Source organism: Arthrobacter sp. 01T428 (assembly GCF_056398685.1).
Genome location: NZ_JBFTPW010000027.1, coordinates 36,518 through 59,499, shown reverse-complemented (window position 1 = coordinate 59,499; position 22,982 = coordinate 36,518). Strand labels below are relative to the sequence as shown.

The window sequence follows — 22,982 nt, the reverse complement described above, 5'->3', positions numbered from 1 at the left end:
CCGCCCATGCCCAGCAGCAGTTCCTGCTGCAGGCGGTGGTCACCGCCGCCGCCGTAGAGGCGGTCCGTGATCCCGCGCGCGGCGTCGTCATTGGCCGGAACGTTCGAATCGAGCAGCAGCAGCGGCACGCGCCCGACGTCGGCCCGCCAAATGTGCGCGCGCAGCGTCCGGTCGCCCGGCAGGGGAAGCGTGACCAGGGCCGGCGAACCGTCTTCCTCACGGAGCAGTGTCAGCGGCAGGCCGTCGGGGTCAAGGACCGGGTAGGTCTCCTGCTGCCAGGCGTCCCGGGACAGGGACTGCTTGAAATAGCCCGCCTGGTACAGCAGCCCGACGCCGATCAACGGCACGCCCAAATCCGAGGCGGCCTTCAGGTGGTCACCGGCCAGGATCCCGAGCCCGCCGGAATACTGCGGAAGAACCTCCGTGATGCCGAACTCAGGCGAGAAATACGCGATGCACGCCGGAGCATCCGGACCCAGGCCCTGGTACCAGCGCGGCTCACCCAAGTACCGGTCCAGATCCGAAGCCGCCTGCTGAACACGCTCGACGACGGCGCCATCCGCTGCGAGCTCCTGCAGTTCCTCGCGGCTGACCAGGCCGAGGAAGGTCATGGGGTCATGATTGCTTTGCTCCCAGGCTTCGGCGTTCAGCGCGGAGAACAGTTCGCGTGTCGGCAAATGCCAGGACCAGCGCAGGTTCTTCGCCAATCGTGCGAGCGGGGCGATTGCTTCCGGCAGAACCGTTCGTACCGTGAACCGTCGAATCGCTTTCACTTCCGGCCACCTTCGAACGCGGACTGGGCAGGTTTTGTCGACGTTTCCATGCGGGTTACCTCCAAGAGGTTGTTGTGATGATTGGGGAGATGTTGGCTAAGGGTGGGACCACCGCGGCGCCGGGGTGGGTAGGCCTCTGCGGGCACAACCGGCACAGGGCAAGCGCTTACATGCTGTGGACGGGCATTATTGGCCCCTCCTGCGCCCGGTCCCGGAACTCAGAAGCAGGCAGCGGTCTCCAGGTTCCGTCCACGCGCTATTCCGGGGGCTTCACGAGCCGGGAACAAGGGGACGCGGCTACTCGTGGATCCGCGGCGGAAGCCGGCGAATTCCCGCTCAGGTTTGCGCGACATCGACCGCATCGTCAATTCGGATGATTGGTACCGAATGATTCCAAGCACGACTTACTTCCTTAGTCTCCGGGAACTCTGATCGGTGACCATCCGCCATGTTGTATCAGGAGGAATCTCATCGCCGTTCGTCGACGCGCCTTGTCGACGCGGGTCGATGGCTCGACAGTAGTTGGCAGCGCGACGGTGTGTCAAATGTCACAATCACGTTCGATAGGAGCGCGTAATGAATGCCTCGAATTGGCGGACTGCACCCGGACGGCGGGGCGATTCTACGGCTGCACGGCGCGTGCCACGGCGGTGCTTCCGCGCAACGTCAACACCGGTTCAGCGAGCCACTGCACGGCATCCGGCCCGTCACTCCTGAGGCGCCGGGTAAGGAATTGTGCTGCTTCACGACCCATGACGCTCGGTTCGGCGGACGCCGTCGTCAGGGCGGGCATGAAGCGCTCCGCGGAGCCGGCACTGGTGTTGATCGCGACAATGGAGAGAGACTCGGGCACTCGCCAACCATGGGCCGCCGCCGCACCCAGAAGGCCTGCAGTCGCCGCTTCGTTGATCATCACGAGCCCGGTTGTTTCCGGAGATTCTTCCAGGATCTGTCCAAACACCTCGCGACCGCCGGCAAGTGAGCTCGTGGCCGGATACAGCCGAGCGCTGATCCCGTGCCTCGACGCAGCAGCTGCCACGGCATCCCAGGATCGGACCATCGGGCCGTATCCGCTGTCCAGGGACTCACGCGAATGCGTCACAAGGCCGATCTCCGTGTGCCCCAGGCTGACGAGATGCGCCACTGCCAGCTCCCCCATTGCTTCGAAATCTGCGTCCACGAATGTCAGGCCATCAGCATCCGTGGGCCGTCCGATCGTGACGAAGGGAACACCGGTTTCCAGCAGGACAGGAATCCGTTCGTCGAATGACCTGACTTCCATCAGGAGGATTCCATCTACGAGGCCCTGGGCCACGATCCGCTGCATCTCGCCCAGGTCGTCGGGGTCCATTGGCCACAGAAGGAGATGGTATCCGTCAGCGCGCGCCTGCTCGGCGGCACCTTGGACGTATTCGAATTCCGTGGTGTTCATGCCTTGCTCCCCGACCGGAAAAATCAAGGAGACGATGCCGGTCCGCTTGCCGGCCAAGCCCTGGGCGAGCAGGTTCGGCGTATAGCCAAGATCGGACATGGCCTTCAGGATGCGCTCCCGCGTTTCGGGAGCAATCGGCCGGACACCACTGAGGGCATAGGACACAGTGCTCCTGGAAACGCCTGCTACCCGCGCAACATCGGCCATAGTTACCAAGGACTATCCCCCTGTATTGTCGGTGGCTGCTTTGCGATGGGCCCGCGAAAGACCGCGAGCCTCCAGACGGTAATGCCTCATAGTAAACCGTAATCGGTTGGGAAAGTGGTGGAGGCATGCTGAGCCCACTGTTGCATACACGCGGCGGCTAAGCGAGGGTGCCGGGATTTACGCGTTCTTGCCTATAACCCAAGACACCGCTGAAAATGCCGGAGAAACGAAAGAGCCACCCCGGCGGGGTGGCTCTTTCAATTTCCACAAAATCTGAGGCCCTGCCCGGAACATAAAACCCACGTTCCAAGCAAGGCCTCCATGGTGGAGCTGAGGGGACTCGAACCCCTGACCCCCTGCATGCCATGCAGGTGCGCTACCAGCTGCGCCACAGCCCCATATTTTCGCTGCTTCACGAACCGTGAACTGGCCGGAAAACCCCGTCCAGTTTTCGGATTCCTCCGAAGCAACTCAAATATCTTAGAACAGCATTTCCGAAAATTCCAAATCGGGCATATTCAGTTGGTCGGTGCCTTAAAGCCTAGGATTCCTCGACGGCGGGAGCCTTCGCGGAGGCGTCGTCACCGAGTTCCAGGTCCACTACGGGGCAGTCTTTCCAGAGGCGTTCCAGGGCGTAGAAGACCCTGTCCTCGGAGTGCTGGACGTGCACCACGATGTCTGCGTAGTCCAAGAGGACCCAGCGGCCCTCGGAACGTCCTTCGCGGCGGACCGGGCGGAGATCCTGCTTGAGCAGCTCTTCCTCGATACCGTCGACGATGGCGTTGACCTGGCGCTCGGTCGGAGCCGAGGCGATCAGGAAGACGTCAGTCAGGGCCAGACGTTCGCTGACGTCGAGGGCGATGATGTCCTCGGCCAGCTTGTCCGCTGCCGCGCGGGCGGCGTGGCGGGCCAAGAGGACGGATTGTTCATGTGCAGTCACGGGACTCCTTGTATGCGGCTTCGAGAATAGACGAAGCCTGTTTGGTGGCAAAAGCCGTTATGGTCAGCGGGAAAGTCCGCTGGTGATCATGATGATGCCCGCAATCAGGGCGATGGCTCCGATGCCAACCAGCCCCAGGACCAGGAGCCGGGTACGCTGGGCGCGCCCAAGTCCCGCCGTCGCGGCGTCGAGCGGTTCAAGTCCATAGGCCGAACTTGCCGAAATAGGCGGATGTTCTGCCGCCTCGGCCAGCGCTTCGCCATCGGGTTCGGAGCCCGACGTCGGGCGTCGACCGGCCGCTTTCGCAGCGGCCTCTGCGCGCGCCAGCACGCCTGCGCGGCCGCGCAGGTTGCGTGGCTTGCCCGACGCCGACTGCCCCGGCTTCAGTTTCGGCGCCGGGGAGGTCACAAGGGGAACGAATGTGGTGCCGGGCGGCTTCATGACGGGACGATCGAGTCCCGGAACCTTCACGAATTCCAGGGGCGTCACCATGGCCAGGTTGCTGGCTACGGAAGGTTCAGCACGGACAGGCCCGGAAGGACGGCTGTTCTGTTCGGCGAGCTTCTGCTTGGCCATGGCCCTCTTGTTGAGGATGGCCTCGCGTTCAGCCTGGGCGATCTGTTCGGCCAGGGCCTCCGGGTCCGCCGGCTCGACGTCGGCACCGGAAACCGCGGATTCGGCGGCGGGGACTTTCTGCACCGCAGATTCCATTGCAGCGATGTGCTCAAGCTTGTTGGACTGGTTGTTCGCTTGGGCGGCCAAAAGCTCGCGGGCCATCAAGGCCTGCTCCACGGTCATTTCCGGCGCACCGGGAGGAGGTCCTGCCGTGACGCGGACGCCGCCGCCGGGCAAAACGCCCGGGCGATCAGGACCGGACTGCTGCCTGCCGGGAGCCTGGACCGGGACGCTGGACGTCCTTGGCCCTGAGCCCGGTGCCGGGACAACGGGGATCGCCGAGGTGCCCGGTGCAACTTCTTCCTGCAATTGCTGGAGGCGCAGCTGACGGCGCGTGGGCGGACCGCCGCGGGAAAGCTGCTGCTCCTTGTCCGCGAGTTCCTTGATGGCACGGAGGGCGGCGCGGTCGCGTGCACGCGCCTGGGAGGAACGTTCCGAGACGGGTTTGGCGTCCAAGGGAGCATCTGCCACCCGGCGCACCCGATTGGCCGAGGCGCCGCCGGACGCGTGGTTGGCGTCGTCGGAGGTAACGGCCTCGGCTACCGCGGGACGTGCGCCTGTTTCTTCCAGGCGTGCGTCCCGGGCTCGTCGAAGCTCGCGCCGGCTAGGGATGGGGGGCTGTTCCTGGCTCATTCAAAACTCACTCGGTACGGGCTTGGTGTTCTGTTCCGGTCATAGCATGCAGGGGCTCCCCCATGCCGGGTTTGCCCGAGTACAGCTTGTATTTGGCGATGTACTGCACTACTCCGTCAGGTACGAGGTACCAGACCGGATTGCCTGCACCCACGCGGGCGCGGCAATCCGTCGACGAAATCGCCATGGCGGGCACTTCCAACAGACTGACGTCTTCCCTGCCCATGCCGTCAAGAACATGACCGGGCCTGGTGACACCGACAAAATGCGCCAAGGACCAAAGCTCGTCGACATCTTTCCAGGAGAGGATCTGTGCCAGGGCGTCCGCACCCGTGATGAAGAACAAGTCCGCATCCGGCCGCTGCGTCCGCAGATCCCGCAGGGTATCGATCGTGAAGGTGGGACCGGGGCGGTCCACGTCCACACGGCTCACCGTGAAATTGGGGTTGGAAGCCGTGGCAATGACCGTCATCAAGTACCGGTGCTCGGCTTCGCTGACTTGCTTGTGCGATTTCTGCCAGGGCTGTCCGGTGGGCACGAAGACCACCTCGTCCAAGCGGAACTTGGCAGCAACCTCACTGGCAGCAACCAAGTGGCCGTGGTGAATGGGATCGAACGTCCCACCCATCACGCCCAAGCGAAGTCGGCGCCCCGTTTCCTCGAAGGGTTTTGCGGCGGAAATGTTAGTGACCCAGCCCTGGGTGCTTGGCCGGGTGCTGGCGGTGCGGATCCGAGTGTTCTTCGACGGCGTCGTGACGGTTGCCAAGGTTCGTGTAGGAGACTGCCACAAACATCAGGACCAGCAGGATGCAGAACATGGAGACACCGAAAACCCAAGGTTCAGCCCACAACGGTGCCGGCGCTTCGGCTCCGCTCTCGCCCCCTTGCGTGAGAATTGAAATGGCGATCTGCTGAAACTGCATTTTCTCCCCTAGCGGTTCAAAGGATTTCGACGGCGGATCCTCCCGCCGTTCAGGACTTCTGTTCTATGCTACAGCGTTGCTAGGCGCGGACCTGGCCTTCACCCTGGACGATCCACTTCGTGGTGGTCAGCTCGGTCAGGCCCATGGGACCGCGTGCGTGCAGCTTCTGGGTGGAGATTCCCACCTCGGCGCCCAGCCCGAGTTCGCCGCCATCGGTGAAGCGCGTGGAAGCGTTCACGATGACCGCCGCCGAGTCGATGTCCGCAATGAACTTCTCAGCGTTCGCCAGATTGTTCGTCAGGATGGCCTCCGTGTGGCCGGTCGACCATTTGCGGATATGCGAGACGGCCTCGTCAAGGTTGTCCACCATCGCAACAGCGAGGTCAAGGTCCATGTATTCCGTAGCCCAATCGACGTCGTCGGCGGGGACCGTGTCCACGGAGCCGGACAGCGCCGCTTCAATCCGGGAGTCGACATGCAGGGTGACCCCGGCGGAACGAAGTGCGGCGGCGACCGCGGGCAGCACGGTGGATTTCGAGTGGACCAGGAGGGTTTCCACGGTGTTGCACACACTGGGGCGCTGGGTCTTGGCGTTGAGCAGGATGTCGACGGCCATCTCTTCGCTGGCGGACTCATCGATGAAGATGTGCACGTTGCCTTCGCCGGTCTCAATGACGGGCACAGACGAGTTGTTCACCACAGTCTGAATCAGGTCCCGTCCACCGCGGGGAATCAGCACGTCCACGCGGCCACGGGCACGCATCAGGACATTCGCGCCCTCGCGGCCGAACTCGTCCACGCTCTGGACGGCGTCAGCCGGCAGCCCTACGGATTCCAGCGCATCGCGGAGGATGGTCACAAGGGCTGCGTTGGTGTGGGCGGCAGCCGATCCGCCGCGCAGGATCACGGCATTGCCGCTCTTCAAGGCAAGTCCGGCGATATCGACCGTGACGTTGGGGCGGGCCTCGTAGATCGCAGCGACTACTCCCATGGGCACGTTGACCTGGCGCAAGCGCAGGCCGTTGGGGAGGGTCTGGCCACGGACGACGTTGCCCACGGGATCCGGCAGACCCGCCAGGTTTTCAAGGGCGGCCACAAGGCCGCCGATGCGGGCAGGAGTCAAGGTCAGGCGGTCCAGCATGGCAACGGAGGTTCCGCTGTTGCGGCCGGACTCAACATCCTTCGCGTTGGCGGCGAGGATTGAATCCTGCTGTTCCCGGAGGGCCGCGCCGATAGCGCGCAGGGCGCGGTCCTTCCAGGCACGGTTCGCCTGGGCCATGTGCCGCGCTGCCTGCCGGGAGCGGTCCGCGATCGAATGCACGGCCGCCTCCACTTGCCCGGGCGTGAGCGGCGCAGTTCCCAGCTCCGGAGTTTCCGGCACCCGGGTGGCATTGCCGGAAGCCAGGGCGTCGGTTATCACAGGAGAATCAGGGGTAAGGGCCTCAGTCATTCTCCAAGTTTAGTGGAGCGGGACGGCTGGACCAGTACGAGGTCGTCAACATGAACAACTACGCGGTCATATCCACGGCCAAGGTCCTTGGCGAGCTCCTTGGTTGAACGGCCAAGCATGCGGGGAAGCTCTTCCGCGGAGTAGTTCACCAGTCCCCTCGCAATCACGGTGCCGTCGGCGGAAACCATCTCCACGGGATCGCCGGGCTCGAAGTCCCCCTGCACCGACGATATTCCGGCGGGCAGCAGCGAGGTGTGACGGTCGCGCACCGCCTTGACGGCGCCGTCGTCGAGCATCAAACGGCCCCGAACCGAAGCGAGGTGGGCCAGCCACAGCAGGCGAACCGGTTTGCGGTTGCCGTTGATGGCGAACCAAGTGCCCACGTCCTCGCCGGCCAGTGCAGCGGCGGCATTGGCCGTGGACGTGACGAGGGCGTGGATGCCGGAGCCCGCGGCGATCGAGGCCGCCTCCACCTTGGTGGTCATGCCGCCGGTACCGACGCCGGCTTTGCCCGCCTTGCCGATGGTCACGCCGACGAGGTCGGCGGGACCGGTAACGAGCGGAATGCGCTTTGCACCCAACGACGGCGGACCGTCATACAGGGCGTCGACGTCGGACAGCAGGACCAGCGCGTCGGCCCGGACAAGGTGCGCCACCAAGGCGGCCAGCCGGTCGTTGTCACCGAAACGGATTTCGTGGGTTGCCACGGTGTCGTTTTCGTTCACGACCGGCACGACGCCGAGGTTCAGCAAGCGGTCGAGCGCCCGGTATGCGTTGCTGTGCTGGGTGCGCCGCATCAGGTCATCGGCAGTCAACAGGACTTGGCTGACCGTGACCCCGTGCGCAGCAAAAGCCTGCGAATAGCGCGCCATCAAAAGCCCTTGGCCCACACTGGCCGCAGCCTGCTGCGTGGCGAGGTCCTTGGGACGCTTGGCGAGCCCGAGCGGTGCGAGACCCGCCGCGATGGCACCGGAGGAGACCAGGATGATCTCCGTCCCGGAATTGCGCTTCTCGGCCAGGGCGTGGACCAGGGCCGTCAGCGCTTTCTCCGAGATGCCGCCTTTGATGCTGGTCAACGAGGACGAACCTACTTTGACCACAATCCGCTTGGCGCCGGCCAACGCCTGGCGTTCCGCGGCGTCGTCGCCTTCGGTGACTTCAGCGATGCGGGCCGTGCTAGTCGTCATTTCCGGCTTCCAGGCCGCTTTCCTTCAGGGGCTTGGGGAGACGGCGGCCGCTGACAGACTCGGTCCAGATGCCCGCCTTCCGCTCGGCTTCGAGCTCGGCACGTGCTGCAGCCTTGGCCTCGCGGCGCTCGAGCTGCTCGTCGCGCTTCTGCGAACGGGTGGGACGGTCGCCGATGTCGGCAACGCGAATGTCGGTTCCTCGAGGCGTCGCCAGGAGTTCGGCGCCCGCCATCATGGTGGGCTCCCAGTCGAACACCACGCCGTCTTCCTCGCCGATCACCACGGTGTCGCCCGGAACGGCACCCATCTTGAACAACTCGTTCTCGATGCCGAGCTTGGCCAGTCGATCGGCGAGGTAGCCAATGGCTTCTTCGTTGGTGAAATCGGTCTGCTTGACCCAGCGGACCGGCTTTTCCCCGAGCACGCGGAAGAGCGGCTCGAGGTTCTTCTCCTCGCGGCGGATCTTGAAGCCGGACTCGTTGACGGCCCGGGGGCGCAGGACAGGCGCTGCGACCTTGGGAGGCGCAATCGCAACGGCCTTGCGGGCGGCCATGACGATCTCGCCCATGGCGAAGCTCAATTGGCGCAGGCCTTCATGGCTCGTGGCAGAGACTTCGAAGACGCGGTAGCCGCGCTGTTCCAGTTCTGGGCGGACGAACTCGGCCATATCCCGACCGTCAGGCAAGTCCACCTTGTTCAGGACCACAAGCTTGGGGCGCTCGTTCAAGGGGACCACTTCGCCGTCAACGCCGGCGTAGCTCATGTCCACCGCGTACTTGTCCAGCTCTTGCTCGATGATCGCAAGATCGGTGAGCGGGTCCCTGTCCGCTTCCAAGGTTCCGCAGTCCAGCACGTGCACCAGCGCGGCGCAACGCTCTACGTGGCGCAGGAAGTTGTGGCCGAGGCCCTTGCCCTCGCTGGCGCCCTCGATCAGCCCGGGAACGTCGGCGATGGTGAACCGGACGTCACCGGCCTGGACCACGCCAAGGTTGGGGATCAGGGTGGTAAACGGGTAGTCGGCGATCTTGGGCCGCGCCGCGGACATCGCCGCGACAAGGCTCGACTTGCCCGCGGAGGGGAAGCCAACCAGCGCGATGTCTGCGATGGACTTCAGTTCCAGGACGATGTCGCTGGACTCGCCTTCAATACCGAGGAGGGCGAAACCGGGCGCCCTGCGCTTCTGCGAAGACAACGAAGAGTTACCAAGGCCGCCCATGCCGCCTGCGGCGGCGACGAACTCGGTGCCTTCGCCGACGAGGTCAGCAAGGACGACGCCGTCCTTGGTCTTGACCACCGTGCCGTCCGGGACGGGAAGGACGAGGGTTTCACCGTTCTTGCCGCCCCGCCAGTCGCCCATGCCCGGGCCGCCGTTGGTTGCGTGGCGGTGCGGTGCGTGGTGGTAATCAAGCAGGGTGGTGGTTTGGGCATCGACGCGCAGGATGACGTCGCCGCCATTGCCGCCGTTGCCGCCGTCGGGTCCACCGAGGGGCTTGAACTTCTCGCGCTTAACAGAAACACAGCCGTGGCCGCCTGTTCCGCCGGATACGTGAAGTACTACCCGGTCTACGAAGGTCGCCACGTGTTTCTCCTCTATGTGGAAATTACTGCTTGAAGTGCGTGTTGCGCCGCTGTTGCGCGGCCGCCCGCCCTAGTAAATTCTAGTGCGGTTAAAAAGACAGATGGAGCGGGCCATACGGCCCGCTCCACCCGTTCAGAACGTGTTATTACTCTGCAGCTGCAGCAGCAACGATGTTCACTACGCGACGGCCACGGCGAGTACCGAACTCAACCGCGCCTGCCTGCAGGGCGAACAGGGTGTCGTCGCCACCGCGGCCGACACCGGCGCCCGGGTGGAAGTGGGTGCCGCGCTGGCGGACGATGATCTCGCCTGCGGAAACGACCTGGCCACCGAAGCGCTTTACGCCGAGGTACTGGGCGTTGGAGTCACGACCGTTGCGAGTGGAGCTCGCGCCTTTTTTATGTGCCATTTGAAATGCCTGCCTTTAAATTCTGGGGAATCTGTTGAAAACCTGAACAGCAACCAGTGGTTACTTGATACCGGTGATCTTGATCTTGGTCAGTTCTTGACGGTGACCCTGGCGCTTCTTGTAGCCGGTCTTGTTCTTGAACTTCTGGATGACGATCTTCGGACCACGGAGGTCTTCGAGGATCTCAGCCGTAACCTTGACCTTGGCCAGATCCGCAGCTGCGGAGGTGACCTTGTCACCGTCCACCAGGAGCAGTGCGGGCAGCTCAAGGGTGCTGCCGGCTCCACCGGGGACGCGGTTCAGGGTTACGTAGTCTCCAACGGAAACCTTTTCTTGGCGGCCGCCTGCGCGGACAATCGCGTACACCACTTGGGCACTCACTTCTCTCGACGTTTATTACTAAATTTGCGTGCGGAACCCCGATCCAAAAACGGGCCTGGTTCACGCTGTGCCTCAACGCCGTGGACTCCGGTACGGAATCCATGAGTCATCCCTCGAATAGTTCTAAATGAAAGGTCAGTTCCAAATGAACGGTTTCTAGGGGCATAACCCAAGTGTTGGCGTAAGCACCGAAGATCTAGATTACGCTAGTTTCGCCTTCGGCTGCAAATGAGGCCAGGTCCGGAGGCTGCCACGTGATGGCTGCCACAGACTGGCTATGCCGCCATCCGGTACCGTGCCCGTCCACCTTACCCTGCCGGCCGCGAAAAGCTCGGATCCTCACGCCGACACGCTGCAACGCCTGCGGGGGCAAGCCGCGTTCCGGTGCCTCCTCCCCGGAAGACCGGCTCAGCCGTGCAACCTTGGAGCATCGAAGAACGCCGTTTCATAGCGGCAGGATTGGGCAAACGCCTCCATCATCGCTGTGCACTCCGCGGGCGACGCAACCTGCGCGGCGGCATCCGTGATGTCGATCGCCTTGCGGGTGGCCTCCGCGAACGCCTCTTCCGCGTAGGTGCGCAGCCAATCCGCATAGGGGTGCTCGTCCGATACTCCGGCCTCGACAAACCCATGGTGGAGCCGCTGTCCCACCTCGGCGTACAACCAGTAGCAAGGCAACACGGCAGCAACCAGCACCGCATAGCTTCCCGACGCCGATGCCGCCAGCAAGTGGTCCACGTAGGCCTTGGTGACCGGGCCCAGCTCTCCGCTCACCTGGCGTCCACTGAGCCAATTCCGGTGCAGCTCGGATTCGACTTCAAGGCACATCTGCGAGCCGCGGGCCCAGAACAGCTGTTCGGTTTCACTCGGAGCGAGGGCGCTTGCCCGTGCCAGGACCCTGGAATAGCCGTTGAGATAGATGGCATCCTGGGACAGGTAGTAGCTGAACTGCGCTTCGCTGAGACCACCGGATTGCAAGTGCTGGATGAAGTCCAAGCCATAAATGGCTGCCAGTTCCGTTTGGGCGGCGTCCCACATCCGGACGGCGAAGTCCCCCGGTTGAAGGGCCTGCTGGAGCGCGTGGAAATGATGGATCGGCCCGTTGCCCTTCCCTACTTCCAGCACCTCGGACCGGGTCAGCGCCTCCTGGAGCCAGGGCTTGACGACACGCAAAGCAGACTCCCAATCGCCGAGCCGCGCCTTGGCCGTCGCCATCGCCGACGACAGGGAACATCCCGTCCCATGGCTATTGCGGGTCTCCACCCGTTGGCCGGCGAATTCCACCACGTCCTGGCTCAGGACTCCCCCGGTATTGACCAGGGCATCGGGGCAGCCGGCTCCCTGCAGATGGCCCCCCTTCACCAGGACGGTGTTTCCGCAGCTAGCGGCCAGGCGCTTGCCTTGCTCCAACGCCGATGCCCAATCAGTGGCAACAGGCTCGCCAAGCAGCATGGCCAATTCCGGAAGGTTGGGGGTCACCAGGTCTGCGAGGGGCAGCAGTTCCCGCAGTGCGGTTTCAGCGGACTCCGCGAGGAGCCTGTCGCCACTGGTCGCGATCATCACTGGATCCAGGACGACGACGGCGGGGCGCGCCTCGCCGAGCCAGCGGCGGACTTCGTGGATGACCGCCGCGTCCCCGAGCATGCCGATCTTGACGGCATCAACCGTGATGTCGTCGCTAATGGCGTCCAATTGCTGGCGCAGGAACTCCACGGGAGGCACATGGACGCCAGTGACGCCCTGTGTGTTTTGTACAGTGAGCGCCGTGATGACGGCCATGCCGTAGCCGCCATTGGCCGCAATGCTCTTCAGGTCTGCCTGGATCCCAGCACCACCTGAGGGGTCCGAGCCGGCGATGCTGAGGACCCTGGGGATGGGGCGCTGGATGGCCTTGAGCGGGTAGACAGATGATTGCGCCGAAACAGTCATGCGAGACATCCCTTCGCCGGTGCTAACCGGACAGGTTCAACGGGTCTGGTCTCAGCCGGCTCGGTGCGCGGCACCCCGTGTCAGTCCCCTAGCTTAACCCTGATCACGCCTCGCCCGCTGAAATCGCCCATTGCAACCGGACTGCCAGGGTCGGCGGATTGGCCCACAACGCCGAAACCCCGGCGGTTTCCACAGGAGCGGAAACGGCCGGGGCTTAGGCACGGTACTGCGTTCAGAGTTCGGACTTCGGCACACCGACGCCGAGGATGATCGGTTCCGCTGCCGCCGTCGGCTTCGTCGGGGCGGCGTCTGCTGCCTTGGCCTCGTGCGCGGCCCCACCGGAAGCAGCCGCGGCAACCTCGTGGTGCTCCACGTTGGTGGCGTTGGCGGCACCCTGGGCCCGGCTGGCGCTACGGTTGCGTCGGCCTCGGCGTCCACGCGAACCCGAGTCCGGGGATTCACCGCTTGCAACGGCTGCGGGGGCCCCTGCGGGGGTTTCTTTGGCTGACGTTGACGTCGTGGCGGTGTCCGGAGCTTCTCCGAGCCCTGCGAATGCCTGTGCCAATAGGTCCAGGCTCATGGCAGGTGTGCCACTTGCAGGCTCCTCTTCGTGGTGGACGAAAGGCAACGCAACTTCCTCGCCGCCGAATCGCAGCACAGGCTTCGAACGTTCCTCGCCACTCGAAGCAGCGGCCGGAGCCTGGACCGGGGCCGCTGGTGCCTGGACCGGGGTTACTTCCGCTGCGTGCCCGTCGGCGAGCAATTCCGCCGCGTGGTGGAGCTCGTCGTCGTGCAGGTGGGCAGCGTGGGCTGCAGCCGCGATGGTGGCAAGGGCTGCGCGGGTGGCTGCCTGACGGTTCGGGTCGGTGGATTCCACAGTGTGGACCGGCACCGAAGGGGTGACGGGCAGTTCAGTGGTCCCCGGCCCCGTGCCGCGGCCGCGGCGACGCTTGCGCTGCTCGGGGCGGACGGCTGGCTGTGACTCCGTGCGCGGGTGGTGGTGTTCAGCTGCCACCACGTTGGCCCGACGGTGCTCCACGGGCTCGTCGTGCGTGACGATTCCGCGCCCTGCGCACGTCTCGCACTGCTCGCCGAAGACCTCCAGCAGGCCGGTGCCCATGCGCTTGCGGGTCATCTGGACCAATCCAAGCGAGGTCACCTCGGCGACCTGGTGCTTTGTACGGTCCCGGCCGAGGCACTCGACCAGGCGGCGCAACACGAGATCGCGGTTGGATTCCAGGACCATGTCGATGAAGTCGATGACGATGATTCCACCGATGTCGCGCAAGCGGAGCTGGCGGACCACTTCCTCGGCAGCCTCAAGGTTGTTCTTGGTGACGGTCTCCTCGAGGTTGCCGCCGCTGCCGGTGAACTTCCCGGTGTTGACGTCGACAACCGTCATGGCCTCCGTGCGGTCGATCACGAGCGAACCACCGGAGGGCAGGAAGACCTTGCGCTCCAAGGCCTTGTGGATCTGTTCGTCCACGCGCCATGCCGAGAAAATGTCCTGATCCGAGGTCCACTTCTCGAGGCGTCCCACCAGGTCCGGCGCCACGTACGTGACGTAGGCCTCGATGGTGTCCCAGGCTTCATCGCCGGAGACGATGAGCTTGGAGAAGTCCTCGTTGAAGACGTCACGGACAACCTTGATGGTGAGGTCCGGTTCGCCGTACAGCAGTTCCGGAGCCAGGATCTTGGTGGACGTGGACTGGCTTTCGATGCCTTCCCACTGGGCCCGCAAGCGGTTGATATCGTGTGTCAGCTCTTCCTCGGAAGCACCCTCGGCGGCGGTACGGACAATAACGCCCGCGTTCTCCGGGAGGCGGTCCTTGAGGATTTTCTTCAGGCGGTTGCGCTCGACGTCGGGCAGCTTGCGGGAAATTCCCGTCATTGACCCGCCCGGTACGTACACAAGGTAGCGGCCGGGAAGTGAAATCTGGCTCGTCAGGCGTGCGCCCTTGTGGCCCACCGGGTCCTTGGTGACCTGGACCAGCACGGAGTCGCCTGACTTCAGGGCGTTCTCGATGCGGCGCGGTTTGCCTTCCAGGGTGACGGCATCCCAGTTGACTTCACCGGCGTACAGTACGGCGTTGCGGCCGCGTCCGATGTCTACGAACGCGGCTTCCATCGACGGCAGCACGTTCTGGACCTTGCCCAGGTAGACGTTGCCGATGAGGGAATCCTGCTGTGTCTTGGACACGAAGTGCTCCGCGAGCACGCCGTCTTCGAGGACACCGATCTGGATCCTGTCGTCGCGCTGGCGAACGATCATCTGGCGGTCGACGGACTCACGGCGGGCCAGGAATTCGGCTTCGGTGATGACCTGGCGGCGGCGGCCGGTCTCGCGGGATTCGCGGCGGCGCTGCTTCTTTGCTTCAAGGCGGGTGGAGCCCTTGACGCTCGTGACTCGGTCGGAGCCGCTGGTGGACTCAACGTGCGCGCGGGGAGCGCGGACGCGGGTCACCGTGTTGGGGGGATCGTCGTCTCCGCCGCCCGTCAGTTCCAGGTCCTGATCGCCGCGACGACGGCGCCGGCGACGGCGGGAGGTCACGCCTTCTTCGAGGGCCTCCTCGGTACCGGCTTCTGCCTCGTCCTCGGATTCCGCAGAGGTTTCTTCTCCCGCGTCATCACGCTCGGTGCCCCGGCGTCCGCGACGGCCACGGCTGCGACGCCGACGGCGGCTGCCGGCTTCGTCCAGTTCGTTCTCCTCGGAACCTTCCTCAGCTTCGGCCCGCGGTTCCTCGTCGACGACGGCCGGACGGACAACGGCGCTCAAGTCAGGTGCCTGGAAGATCATGGACGTGACGGAGGCAGGTTCCAGGAACAGCGACGCGATCGGACTTGCGGCTTCGGCGTCGACGGCCGGCTCCCCGGTGGTTTCCTCGGGCGCGGGCTCCGCGGCCGGCGGCTCCACAGTGGTTTCCCCGGGCGACGCAACGTCGGCAGCCGGTGTTTCAACCGGGGCTTCTTCGGCAACGGGCTCGGCGCTCTTTGCCCTCGTCGTACGACGCCGGCGGACCGGTTTTTCGGGGGCGGCTTCGGCCTCTGGTGCTATTTCAGGTACGACGGCGGCAGCAGCCTCCGGTGCCTCGCCACCTTCCGTGGACGCTTCTTCAGCGAAACCCGGCAGCGGCTCGGAGGTTTCGACCTTCTTTCGAGCCCTGGTGCGCCGGACGGGAGCCTTGGGCGTTTCCGTGTCGCTCGCTTCGGCGACAGGCTCGGCGGCGGTTGCGGCAGCTCCGGCGTCGGGGGCTTCATCCGCGGCGACCGTCTTCGGTGCAGCCTTGCGGCGGGTGCGGGTGACCTTTTTGGGTGCTTCGGTGGTCTCGGTGGACGCCGCATCTTCGGCGGCGGCTACAACTTGCTCATTATCCATATGTGGCAACACTCCTGCCCTTGCGCAACCGCCACATCCGGTGCCCAGAGGGGCAATATTGTCAAAACCCGCAGGCGTTGACAGAAGTCAGTAGTAGTCTTTCCGGTTCGCACCAGCATGGGGGTGCGGCATCCACGGAAAGCCGGCTTCGCTCCAAACCCGTTGTTCTAATGCCACAACCAGGTGCCGTCCATGGTCACTGCGGCCCTGCCGGGGATCATTGGATCCTGGGCATGCCCTGCAAATGATTGGCGGTCTTGGGAACAAGATACCGGACCGGATTCCGCATGTGGATCGGCTTCCGGCCATGTTCATTCTCTCACACGCCCGCACTCCCGGCAGGAAGCATGCCCTGAAAGCTTCCGTGCCGCCGCCTTTGCTGGACGCGTCCTCCAGCCTCCGCGGCTAGAATCCTCCCAAGAGCAGTCCCCGGTCCTGCGCCGGGCCATCCAGAAAAGGACAGCCAACCATGCCGAGCCCCGCCAGCCCGAACCTGGCCAATAACGATGCCCGCTCCCTCAGGCAGGAGGGAACCGGCAAGCACACCGACGACGCAGCCATGCCGCGCATGGTCCGCGACCGCCCCTTTGCCTGGCTCTTGCTCGCCACCGGCGCGATCGCGTGGCTTGCGTCCGGCGCACTCGTGCTGGAAAAGCTGCAGGTTCTCATGGACCCCAACCACATAACGGCCTGCGACCTCAATCCGTGGGTGTCCTGTGGCAGCGTCATGAAAACACCGCAGAGTTCGGTTTTCGGTTTCCCCAACATGTTCATCGGGATTGTCGCCTTCGCCGTGATCATCACCACCGCCATGGCGATCTTTGCCGGGGCCAAGTTCGCCCGCTGGTATTGGATCGGACTGCAGACGGGCGTCACACTGGGGTTCATCTTCATCGTCTGGCTCTGGTCCCAGGCCCTGTATGTCATCCATATCCTGTGCCCGTTCTGCATGGTGGTGTGGGCCTGCATGATCCCGCTCTTCGTCTTCGTGACCATCAGGAACGTGGCGCACGGAGTCATTCCAGCGCCCGCAGGCCTGGCCAAGATCCTGAGCGAATCCGGTTGGATCATTTCCGCGCTGCTCTACGTTGGCGTGATCGCCAGTATCTTCTTTGCCTTCATCAACGTCTTCATCGGCACGTCGGGTTACTAAGCACCAAGCCGTCAACAGCGGAAGGGGCCCATGTTCGCGTGAACATGGACCCCTTCCGCTTTTGGTGTGTCTGAAAACTACGCGCCGAACCAGATCTTGATCTCGCGCTCGGCGGAATCCACCGAATCGGAACCGTGCACCAGGTTCTGCTGCACAGCCAGGCCCCAGTCACGGCCGAAGTCACCGCGGATGGTGCCGGGCGCCGCCGTCGTCGGGTCCGTGGTTCCAGCAAGGGAACGGAAGCCTTCGATCACGCGGTGGCCCTCGAAGATGGCAGCGACAACCGGGCCGCTGAGCATGAACTCGACCAGCGGCTCGTAGAACGGCTTGCCCAGGTGCTCTTCGTAGTGCTGCTCAAGGAGATCGCGGGTTGCGTTGACCTTCTTCAATTCGACCAAGGAGTATCCCTTGGACTCGATGCGGGCGAGGATGCTGCCGCTCAAGTTGCGGGCGACGCCGTCGGGCTTGATCAGTACAAGGGTGCGCTCAATGCTCACGGTTGCTCCAATGTTGGATGTGTGGGTTTCCCAGCCAGTTTACGGGGTTTAGCTCAGGCGACGCCCGCGCTGCCCCCAGAGTCCCCGTGCGAAGCGTTCCATTCGGCTTGCTCACGATCACGCTGGGCGTTCTCGCGGTCGATTCTGATGCCGGCACGGATGCCGTACCACCAGCAGGCCGCGAACAGGACTCCCACCACGAACATCGTGGGCTCGACGAAGCCGGAAAGAATCAAGACCAGCTGCATTACCCAGCCGACCCCGATGCCCCACGGCTTGCTAAGCACGGCACAGGCCAGGATCAGGATGACGCTCAGGCTGATGCCGAAGGTCAGGATCAGGGCCGGCTGCACCTCTCCGCGCTTCAGTCCGAAGACTGCCAAGGTGGCGAAGAACGCGACGAAGGCCTCCAAAAGCAGGACGGTCGAAGCGAACATCACCTTGGTGGAGCGGCGCTTCTTGGGCATCCCGGGCCGCCATTCGCGCTGGGCTTTGGTGAGTTTGGCCATGCTCAGGAACCAACCTTCCCCAGGAGCATGCGGGCCTCGGCCACCACGGTGATGGAACCCGTGACGAGTACGCCGCCGGCCAGGTCATCGTTCGCTTCGGCACGCTCCACGGCCCACTCGATCGCGTCATCCAGCTTCTCGGCAATGTGGACATTGTCCGCACCGAAGCCAAGGTCGACGGCGAGATCGGCCAGTTGCGCCGCCGGGATGGCCCTCGGCGAGCTGGACTGTGTGAAGCAGAACTCCTCTGCCAGTCCACCCAGCGATTCCTTGAGCTGCCGCAGGATTTCCTCCGCGTCCTTTTCCTTGAGGACCCCGAGGACCACCACCAGCTTGCTGAAGCTGAAGGCCTCTTCAATTGCCTCGGCCGAGACGCGGATGCCGTCAGGGTTGTGGGCCGCATCCACGATGATCGTCGGAGCGGTGCGCACCACTTCAAGACGGCCAGGCGACGTGACGCTGCCGAACGCTTCGCGCAGGAGGTCGCCGTCGAGCTCTTTTTCACCGCCACCGAAGAACGCTTCCAGGGCCGCGACCGCGACGGCCGCGTTCTCGGCCTGGTGGGCGCCGTGCAAGGGAAGCAGCAGGTCCTCATAGCGGCCCGCGAGCCCCTGGATGGTCAGGACTTGGCCTCCGACGGCAACGCTGCGGGTCTCGACGCCGAATTCGACGCCTTCGAAGCGGAACGGCACCCCAACCTCCCGCGCCTTCTCAAGGAGCACCTGCGCGGCGTCCACCGGCTGGGCCGCGCTGATCAGGAAGCCGCCGGGCTTGATGATTCCGGCCTTCTCGCGGGCAATGTCCTCGGTGGTATCGCCGAGGAGATCCGTGTGGTCAAGCGAAATCGGCGTCACCACGGAAACCTGTCCATCGCCCACATTCGTGGCGTCGGTGATGCCGCCGAGCCCCACTTCAATCACGGCGACGTTCACGGGTTGGTCCGCGAAGATCGCGAAGCCCAGGATGGTCAGGCACTCGAAGTACGTGAGCCTGGGCTGGCCATCCGCCTCGAGCTCCTTGTCCACGATTTCGAGGTACGGACGGATCTCGTCCCAGATCCGGACAAAGGTCTCGTCCGAAACCGGCTCGCCGTCGATGCTGATGCGCTCGGTGACCTTCGACAGGTGCGGACTCGTATAGCGGCCTGTGCTCAATCCGTGGGCACGAAGCCCGGCCTCGATCATCCGGGCTGTTGAGGTCTTGCCGTTGGTGCCCGTGATGTGAATGATCGGGAACGCCTTGTTGGGCTCCCCCAGCACATCCATCGCCCGGTACAGGGGCGCGAGCCGCGGCTCCATTTTGTTTTCCGGGGCGCGGCCCAGGAGTTCGGCGTAGACGCTTTCTACGGAGAATTCGTCGCTCATGTACTAGGCCTCGATCTTGGTAACGGTGATCTGCGGCTCGGCGGCGTCGCCGGAGACGACGGGGTCGAGCTTGAGGGACAGGGTTTCGGTCTTGACCAGCTCTTCGTTGGCGCGCAAGGCGTCAACGACGTCGTGGACGGCCAAGACCGTGGTGTGGATGCGGTCGCTCACGTTGAGTCCTGCGTCCTTGCGGGCCTGCTGGATGGCGCGGACCATGTCGCGAGCCAGGCCTTCGGCTGCCAGTTCCGGGGTGACTTCGGTGTTCAGGACCACGAAGCCGCCGCCCGGAAGGACAGCGACGGCCGCGGACGAGCCGTCAGCAGATTCCGCGACGACAGTCTCGAGCGTGTACTCCTGCGGTTCCAGCTCGAGGCCGCCCGCCGTGACCACTCCTGCATCGGAAACAGACCAGTCGCCGGACTTGGAACCCTTGATGGCCTGCTGGACGTTCTTGCCCAGTCGCGGACCTGCCGCGCGGGCATTGACCACGAGTTTCTGCTCGATGCCGAATTCCTCCGGCGACGCCGTGGCGGCGTCGAGGAGGCGCACGGAACGCAGGTTCAGTTCATCCGCAACGACGGCGGCGAAACCTGCCAGCGCATCAGCACCGGGTGCCACCACAGTGAGTTCCTGCAGCGGCAAGCGAACGCGGAGGTTGGCGGCCTTGCGCAGGCTGGAACCGGTGGAGCAGATCTGCTGGACCCGGTCCATCGCCTCGACGAGTTCCGGGTTCGCCGGGAACAGCGACGCCTCGGGCCAGTCAGCCAAGTGCACGGAGCGCCCGCCGGTCAGGCCGCGCCAGATCTCCTCGGAAACCAAAGGAAGGAGCGACGCCGAGACTCGGCAGACCGCTTCGAGCGCCGTGTAGAGGGCGTCGAAGGCGTCGGTGTTCTCATCGAAGAAGCGCTGGCGGCTGCGGCGGACATACCAGTTGGTGAGCATATCCAGGTAGCTGCGCAGTTCATCGCAAGCCCCGGAAATGTCGTATTCGTCCAGGCTGGAGGTGACGTTGCGGACGAGGTCACCGGTGTTTGCCAGCAAGTACTGGTCCATGGTGTCCGTGTAGCCGTCGTAGCGCAGCTTGGCGTCATAGCCGGCGGCTGTCCCATCCACTGTGTGGGAGGCGTTCGTGTACAGCGTGAAGAAGCTGTACACGTTCCACAGCGGCAGGATGACTTGGCGGACGCCCTCGCGGATTCCCTGTTCGGTGACCACGAGGTTGCCGCCCCGCAGGATGGGGCTGGACATCAGGAACCAGCGCATGGCGTCGGAGCCGTCGCGGTCCAGGACCTCGGAGACGTCCGGGTAGTTGCGCAGGCTTTTGGACATCTTTTGCCCGTCCGAACCCAGCACGATGCCATGGCTGATCACATTCCGGAAGGCCGGCCGGTCGAAGAGTGCCGTGGACAGGATGTGCAGCATGTAGAACCAGCCGCGGGTCTGCCCGATGTACTCGACGATGAAGTCGGCAGGGTTGTGGGTGTCGAACCATTCCTCGTTCTGGAACGGATAGTGCACCTGCCCGTAGGGCATGGAGCCCGAGTCGAACCAGACATCCAGGACGTCCTCCACCCGGCGCATGGTGGACTGGCCCTCTTCAGGCGAGCGCGGGTCGTCCGGGTTGGGCCGGGTCAGTTCGTCGATGAACGGGCGGTGCAGGTCGACCTGGCCGTCGTTGTTCATCGGAAGGCGGCCGAAATCGGCCTCCATCTCGGCGAGGGAGCCGTAAACGTCCGTGCGCGGGTACTCGGGGTCGTCGGACTGCCACACCGGGATGGGCGAGCCCCAGTAGCGGTTGCGGCTGATGGACCAGTCGCGGGCGTTGGCCAGCCACTTGCCGAACTGTCCGTCCTTGACGTTGCCCGGGATCCAGTTGATCTCCTGGTTCAGTTCGGACATCCGGTCCTTGAACTTGGTGACCTCCACGTACCAGGAGGACACGGCACGGTAGATCAGGGGGTTGCGGCAGCGCCAGCAGTGCGGGTAGCTGTGCTCGTAACTGGCCTGGCGAACCAAGCGACCGCCGGAACGCAGTGCCTGGGTGATCGGCTTGTTGGCATCGAACACCTGCAGCCCGGAGATTTCGGCGAGCGGTCCGTGCGCGAACAGGTGGAGGAACTTGGCGCCCTCGTCGACGGAAAGGACCACGGGGATGCCCGCGTCCTCACAGACTTTCTGGTCGTCCTCGCCGTAGGCCGGAGCCTGGTGGACGATGCCCGTACCGTCGGTGGTGGTGACGTAGTCCGCCACGAGGAAACGCCAGGCGTTCTGGGTGCCGTACTTCTCGGTATCGGAGAAGTAGTCCCAGAGCGGCTCGTACTCCAGGCCGGCCAACTCGGTGCCCGTGTAGCTTGCCGTGACGGCGGCGGTAGCGGCAGCGCCGTCGTCGTACCCCAGATCCTTGGCGTAGGTGCCGAGAAGATCGGCGGCCAGCAGGAAGCCGCCCGTCACCGGAGCCTCCGCGGAGGCGGCCTTGATCCCGTTGGGACCGGCCGGAACCACCGCGTAAGAAATGTCGGGCCCGACGGCGAGCGCCAGGTTGGTGGGCAGCGTCCAGGGGGTCGTGGTCCACGCGAGCGCCTGCACGCCTTCAAGGGACTTGGAGAGTTCCGACTCCCCTGCCTTGATGGGGAAGGTCACGGTGACGGTCTGGTCCTGGCGGTTCTTGTAGACATCGTCATCCATGCGCAACTCATGGTTGGACAGCGGCGTCTCGTCCTTCCAGCAGTACGGCAGGACGCGGTACCCGTTGTAGGTGAGGCCCTTCTCGTGGAGCTGCTTGAAGGCCCAAAGGACAGACTCCATGTACTCGACGTTGAGGGTCTTGTAGTCGTTGTCGAAGTCCACCCAGCGTGCCTGCCGCGTGACGTAGCTCTTCCATTCGTCCGCGTACTTCATGACCGAGGCACGGCAGGCGTCGTTGAATTTGTCTATGCCCATCGCTTCGATCTGGGTCTTGTCCGTCATGCCCAGTTGCTTCATGGCCTCGAGTTCGGCGGGCAAGCCGTGGGTGTCCCAGCCGAAGCGCCGTTCGACGCGCTTGCCGCGCTGGGTCTGGTAGCGGCCCACCAGGTCCTTGGCGTAGCCGGTCAGGAGGTGGCCGTAGTGGGGCAGTCCATTGGCGAAGGGAGGACCGTCATAGAAGACGAACTCGTTACTGCCGGGGTGCCCTCCGGGCAGGTCCGCGCTGCGGTTGTCGATGCTGGCTTGGAAGGTGCCGTCTTCATCCCAGTACTTGAGGATGCGCTCTTCGATCTCCGGGAACTTCACGGAGGCGGACACCCCTCGTGGGGTGCCGGAGAGAGCTGTGGAGGCCTTGGGGTAATACGTCATCTCTTCATCCTGGGTTGAGCCGGTGAACACAAAGTTTCATTCAGGATGCGAGGACGGCGCCAGCTGCGTTGTTTCCAACAGCGCCGGTACCGCGGTACCACCTCACTTACCGCCGCTGGCGCGGCCCCTTCGAAGAGGAGCTGTTCCGGCGTCGGCCGCTCATTGCTGCTGTGACGGGCTTACCCGTCCGGTTCTACTGACCCCCGGGGTGGCGGGGGCGTTCTTCCGGAAG

The 22,982-nt window shown here is 64.3% G+C and carries 18 protein-coding genes, 1 tRNA gene and 1 riboswitch; of the genes, 1 reads left to right on the top strand and 18 read right to left on the bottom strand.

The window, feature by feature from the left end:
• The 14 genes from glgP to AC1DJB_RS21175 form a co-directional block, all read right to left on the bottom strand.
• Nucleotides 1-773, bottom strand: a 773-nt coding sequence (gene glgP, locus AC1DJB_RS21240; protein ID WP_476910800.1) for an alpha-glucan family phosphorylase, incomplete at its 3' end; no start/stop codon positions are given.
• Between the two features lie 622 nt (nt 774-1,395).
• On the bottom strand, nt 1,396-2,412 hold the full coding sequence (locus AC1DJB_RS21235; protein ID WP_441433709.1) for a LacI family DNA-binding transcriptional regulator: 1,017 nt from the start codon (nt 2,410-2,412) through the stop codon (nt 1,396-1,398).
• 322 nt (nt 2,413-2,734) lie between these two features.
• Nucleotides 2,735-2,810, bottom strand: a tRNA-Ala gene (locus AC1DJB_RS21230).
• A gap of 143 nt (nt 2,811-2,953) precedes the next feature.
• Nucleotides 2,954-3,352 (bottom strand): ribosome silencing factor, encoded by a 399-nt coding sequence (gene rsfS, locus AC1DJB_RS21225; protein ID WP_059389355.1) that lies wholly within the window; start codon nt 3,350-3,352, stop codon nt 2,954-2,956.
• Nucleotides 3,353-3,415: 63 nt separating this feature from the next.
• Entirely contained in the window at nt 3,416-4,660 is a 1,245-nt protein-coding gene (locus AC1DJB_RS21220) for a hypothetical protein (RefSeq protein ID WP_441438295.1), read from the bottom strand.
• 7 nt (nt 4,661-4,667) lie between these two features.
• Nucleotides 4,668-5,288 carry a nicotinate-nucleotide adenylyltransferase gene (gene nadD, locus AC1DJB_RS21215; RefSeq protein ID WP_059389356.1) on the bottom strand — a complete coding sequence of 207 codons (621 nt, stop codon included), beginning with the start codon at nt 5,286-5,288 and terminating at the stop codon, nt 4,668-4,670.
• Between the two features lie 55 nt (nt 5,289-5,343).
• Nucleotides 5,344-5,583 carry a hypothetical protein gene (locus AC1DJB_RS21210; RefSeq protein ID WP_059389357.1) on the bottom strand — a complete coding sequence of 80 codons (240 nt, stop codon included), beginning with the start codon at nt 5,581-5,583 and terminating at the stop codon, nt 5,344-5,346.
• Nucleotides 5,584-5,662: 79 nt separating this feature from the next.
• The gene (locus AC1DJB_RS21205) at nt 5,663-7,033 is read right to left on the bottom strand and encodes a glutamate-5-semialdehyde dehydrogenase (protein ID WP_441438296.1); all 1,371 of its coding nucleotides are present in this window, start codon (nt 7,031-7,033) and stop codon (nt 5,663-5,665) included.
• A complete protein-coding gene (gene proB, locus AC1DJB_RS21200; protein WP_284991216.1) occupies nt 7,030-8,220 on the bottom strand; it encodes a glutamate 5-kinase in 1,191 nt (396 codons plus the stop codon). Before proB ends, AC1DJB_RS21205 begins: the two co-directional genes overlap by 4 nt.
• Nucleotides 8,210-9,799 carry a GTPase ObgE gene (obgE, locus tag AC1DJB_RS21195; protein ID WP_284991215.1) on the bottom strand — a complete coding sequence of 530 codons (1,590 nt, stop codon included), beginning with the start codon at nt 9,797-9,799 and terminating at the stop codon, nt 8,210-8,212. Before obgE ends, proB begins: the two co-directional genes overlap by 11 nt.
• Before the next feature lie 145 nt (nt 9,800-9,944).
• Nucleotides 9,945-10,208 carry a 50S ribosomal protein L27 gene (rpmA, locus tag AC1DJB_RS21190; protein WP_003803426.1) on the bottom strand — a complete coding sequence of 88 codons (264 nt, stop codon included), beginning with the start codon at nt 10,206-10,208 and terminating at the stop codon, nt 9,945-9,947.
• Nucleotides 10,209-10,268: 60 nt separating this feature from the next.
• Nucleotides 10,269-10,577: a 50S ribosomal protein L21 gene (gene rplU, locus AC1DJB_RS21185; RefSeq protein ID WP_028267456.1), complete on the bottom strand. Its 309-nt coding sequence runs from the start codon at nt 10,575-10,577 to the stop codon at nt 10,269-10,271.
• Nucleotides 10,578-10,997: 420 nt separating this feature from the next.
• The gene (locus tag AC1DJB_RS21180) at nt 10,998-12,518 is read right to left on the bottom strand and encodes a bifunctional hydroxymethylpyrimidine kinase/phosphomethylpyrimidine kinase (RefSeq protein WP_476910799.1); all 1,521 of its coding nucleotides are present in this window, start codon (nt 12,516-12,518) and stop codon (nt 10,998-11,000) included.
• Nucleotides 12,510-12,606, bottom strand: a riboswitch (TPP riboswitch). Its footprint overlaps the gene before it by 9 nt.
• Nucleotides 12,607-12,750: 144 nt before the next feature.
• The gene (locus AC1DJB_RS21175) at nt 12,751-15,894 is read right to left on the bottom strand and encodes an Rne/Rng family ribonuclease (protein ID WP_476910798.1); all 3,144 of its coding nucleotides are present in this window, start codon (nt 15,892-15,894) and stop codon (nt 12,751-12,753) included.
• A gap of 469 nt (nt 15,895-16,363) precedes the next feature.
• Here AC1DJB_RS21175 and AC1DJB_RS21170 point away from each other — a divergent pair, with 469 nt between their 5' ends.
• Complete coding sequence (locus AC1DJB_RS21170) at nt 16,364-17,047, top strand: vitamin K epoxide reductase family protein (protein WP_307055089.1); 684 nt, start codon at nt 16,364-16,366, stop codon at nt 17,045-17,047.
• Between the two features lie 77 nt (nt 17,048-17,124).
• Here AC1DJB_RS21170 and ndk read toward each other — a convergent pair whose 3' ends face one another.
• The 4 genes from ndk to ileS are packed head-to-tail and all read right to left on the bottom strand — an operon-like array spanning nt 17,125 to nt 22,750.
• Nucleotides 17,125-17,544, bottom strand: coding sequence for a nucleoside-diphosphate kinase (gene ndk / locus AC1DJB_RS21165; protein WP_284991209.1), 420 nt, complete (start codon nt 17,542-17,544; stop codon nt 17,125-17,127).
• Nucleotides 17,545-17,597: 53 nt separating this feature from the next.
• On the bottom strand, nt 17,598-18,053 hold the full coding sequence (locus tag AC1DJB_RS21160; protein ID WP_307055087.1) for a DUF4233 domain-containing protein: 456 nt from the start codon (nt 18,051-18,053) through the stop codon (nt 17,598-17,600).
• A 2-nt stretch (nt 18,054-18,055) separates the two neighbouring features.
• The gene (locus tag AC1DJB_RS21155; RefSeq protein ID WP_306959420.1) at nt 18,056-19,417 is read right to left on the bottom strand and encodes a bifunctional folylpolyglutamate synthase/dihydrofolate synthase; all 1,362 of its coding nucleotides are present in this window, start codon (nt 19,415-19,417) and stop codon (nt 18,056-18,058) included.
• 3 nt (nt 19,418-19,420) lie between these two features.
• Nucleotides 19,421-22,750: an isoleucine--tRNA ligase gene (gene ileS, locus AC1DJB_RS21150; protein WP_476910797.1), complete on the bottom strand. Its 3,330-nt coding sequence runs from the start codon at nt 22,748-22,750 to the stop codon at nt 19,421-19,423.
• Between the last annotated feature and the right edge of the window lie 232 nt (nt 22,751-22,982).

Excerpts from the sequence above, each read along its gene's own strand:
- AC1DJB_RS21155 (WP_306959420.1), bottom strand. The coding sequence starts at position 19,417 with ATGAGCGACGAATTCTCCGTAGAAAGCGTCTACGCCGAACTCCTGGGC.
- rpmA (WP_003803426.1), bottom strand. The coding sequence starts at position 10,208 with ATGGCACATAAAAAAGGCGCGAGCTCCACTCGCAACGGTCGTGACTCC.
- AC1DJB_RS21220 (WP_441438295.1), bottom strand. The coding sequence starts at position 4,660 with ATGAGCCAGGAACAGCCCCCCATCCCTAGCCGGCGCGAGCTTCGACGA.
- AC1DJB_RS21170 (WP_307055089.1), top strand. The coding sequence starts at position 16,364 with ATGCCGAGCCCCGCCAGCCCGAACCTGGCCAATAACGATGCCCGCTCC.
- AC1DJB_RS21160 (WP_307055087.1), bottom strand. The coding sequence starts at position 18,053 with ATGGCCAAACTCACCAAAGCCCAGCGCGAATGGCGGCCCGGGATGCCC.
- AC1DJB_RS21175 (WP_476910798.1), bottom strand. The coding sequence starts at position 15,894 with ATGGATAATGAGCAAGTTGTAGCCGCCGCCGAAGATGCGGCGTCCACC.
- ileS (WP_476910797.1), bottom strand. The coding sequence starts at position 22,750 with ATGACGTATTACCCCAAGGCCTCCACAGCTCTCTCCGGCACCCCACGA.
- AC1DJB_RS21205 (WP_441438296.1), bottom strand. The coding sequence starts at position 7,033 with ATGACTGAGGCCCTTACCCCTGATTCTCCTGTGATAACCGACGCCCTG.
- AC1DJB_RS21180 (WP_476910799.1), bottom strand. The coding sequence starts at position 12,518 with ATGACTGTTTCGGCGCAATCATCTGTCTACCCGCTCAAGGCCATCCAG.
- nadD (WP_059389356.1), bottom strand. The coding sequence starts at position 5,288 with ATGGGTGGGACGTTCGATCCCATTCACCACGGCCACTTGGTTGCTGCC.
- proB (WP_284991216.1), bottom strand. The coding sequence starts at position 8,220 with ATGACGACTAGCACGGCCCGCATCGCTGAAGTCACCGAAGGCGACGAC.
- AC1DJB_RS21210 (WP_059389357.1), bottom strand. The coding sequence starts at position 5,583 with ATGCAGTTTCAGCAGATCGCCATTTCAATTCTCACGCAAGGGGGCGAG.
- AC1DJB_RS21235 (WP_441433709.1), bottom strand. The coding sequence starts at position 2,412 with ATGGCCGATGTTGCGCGGGTAGCAGGCGTTTCCAGGAGCACTGTGTCC.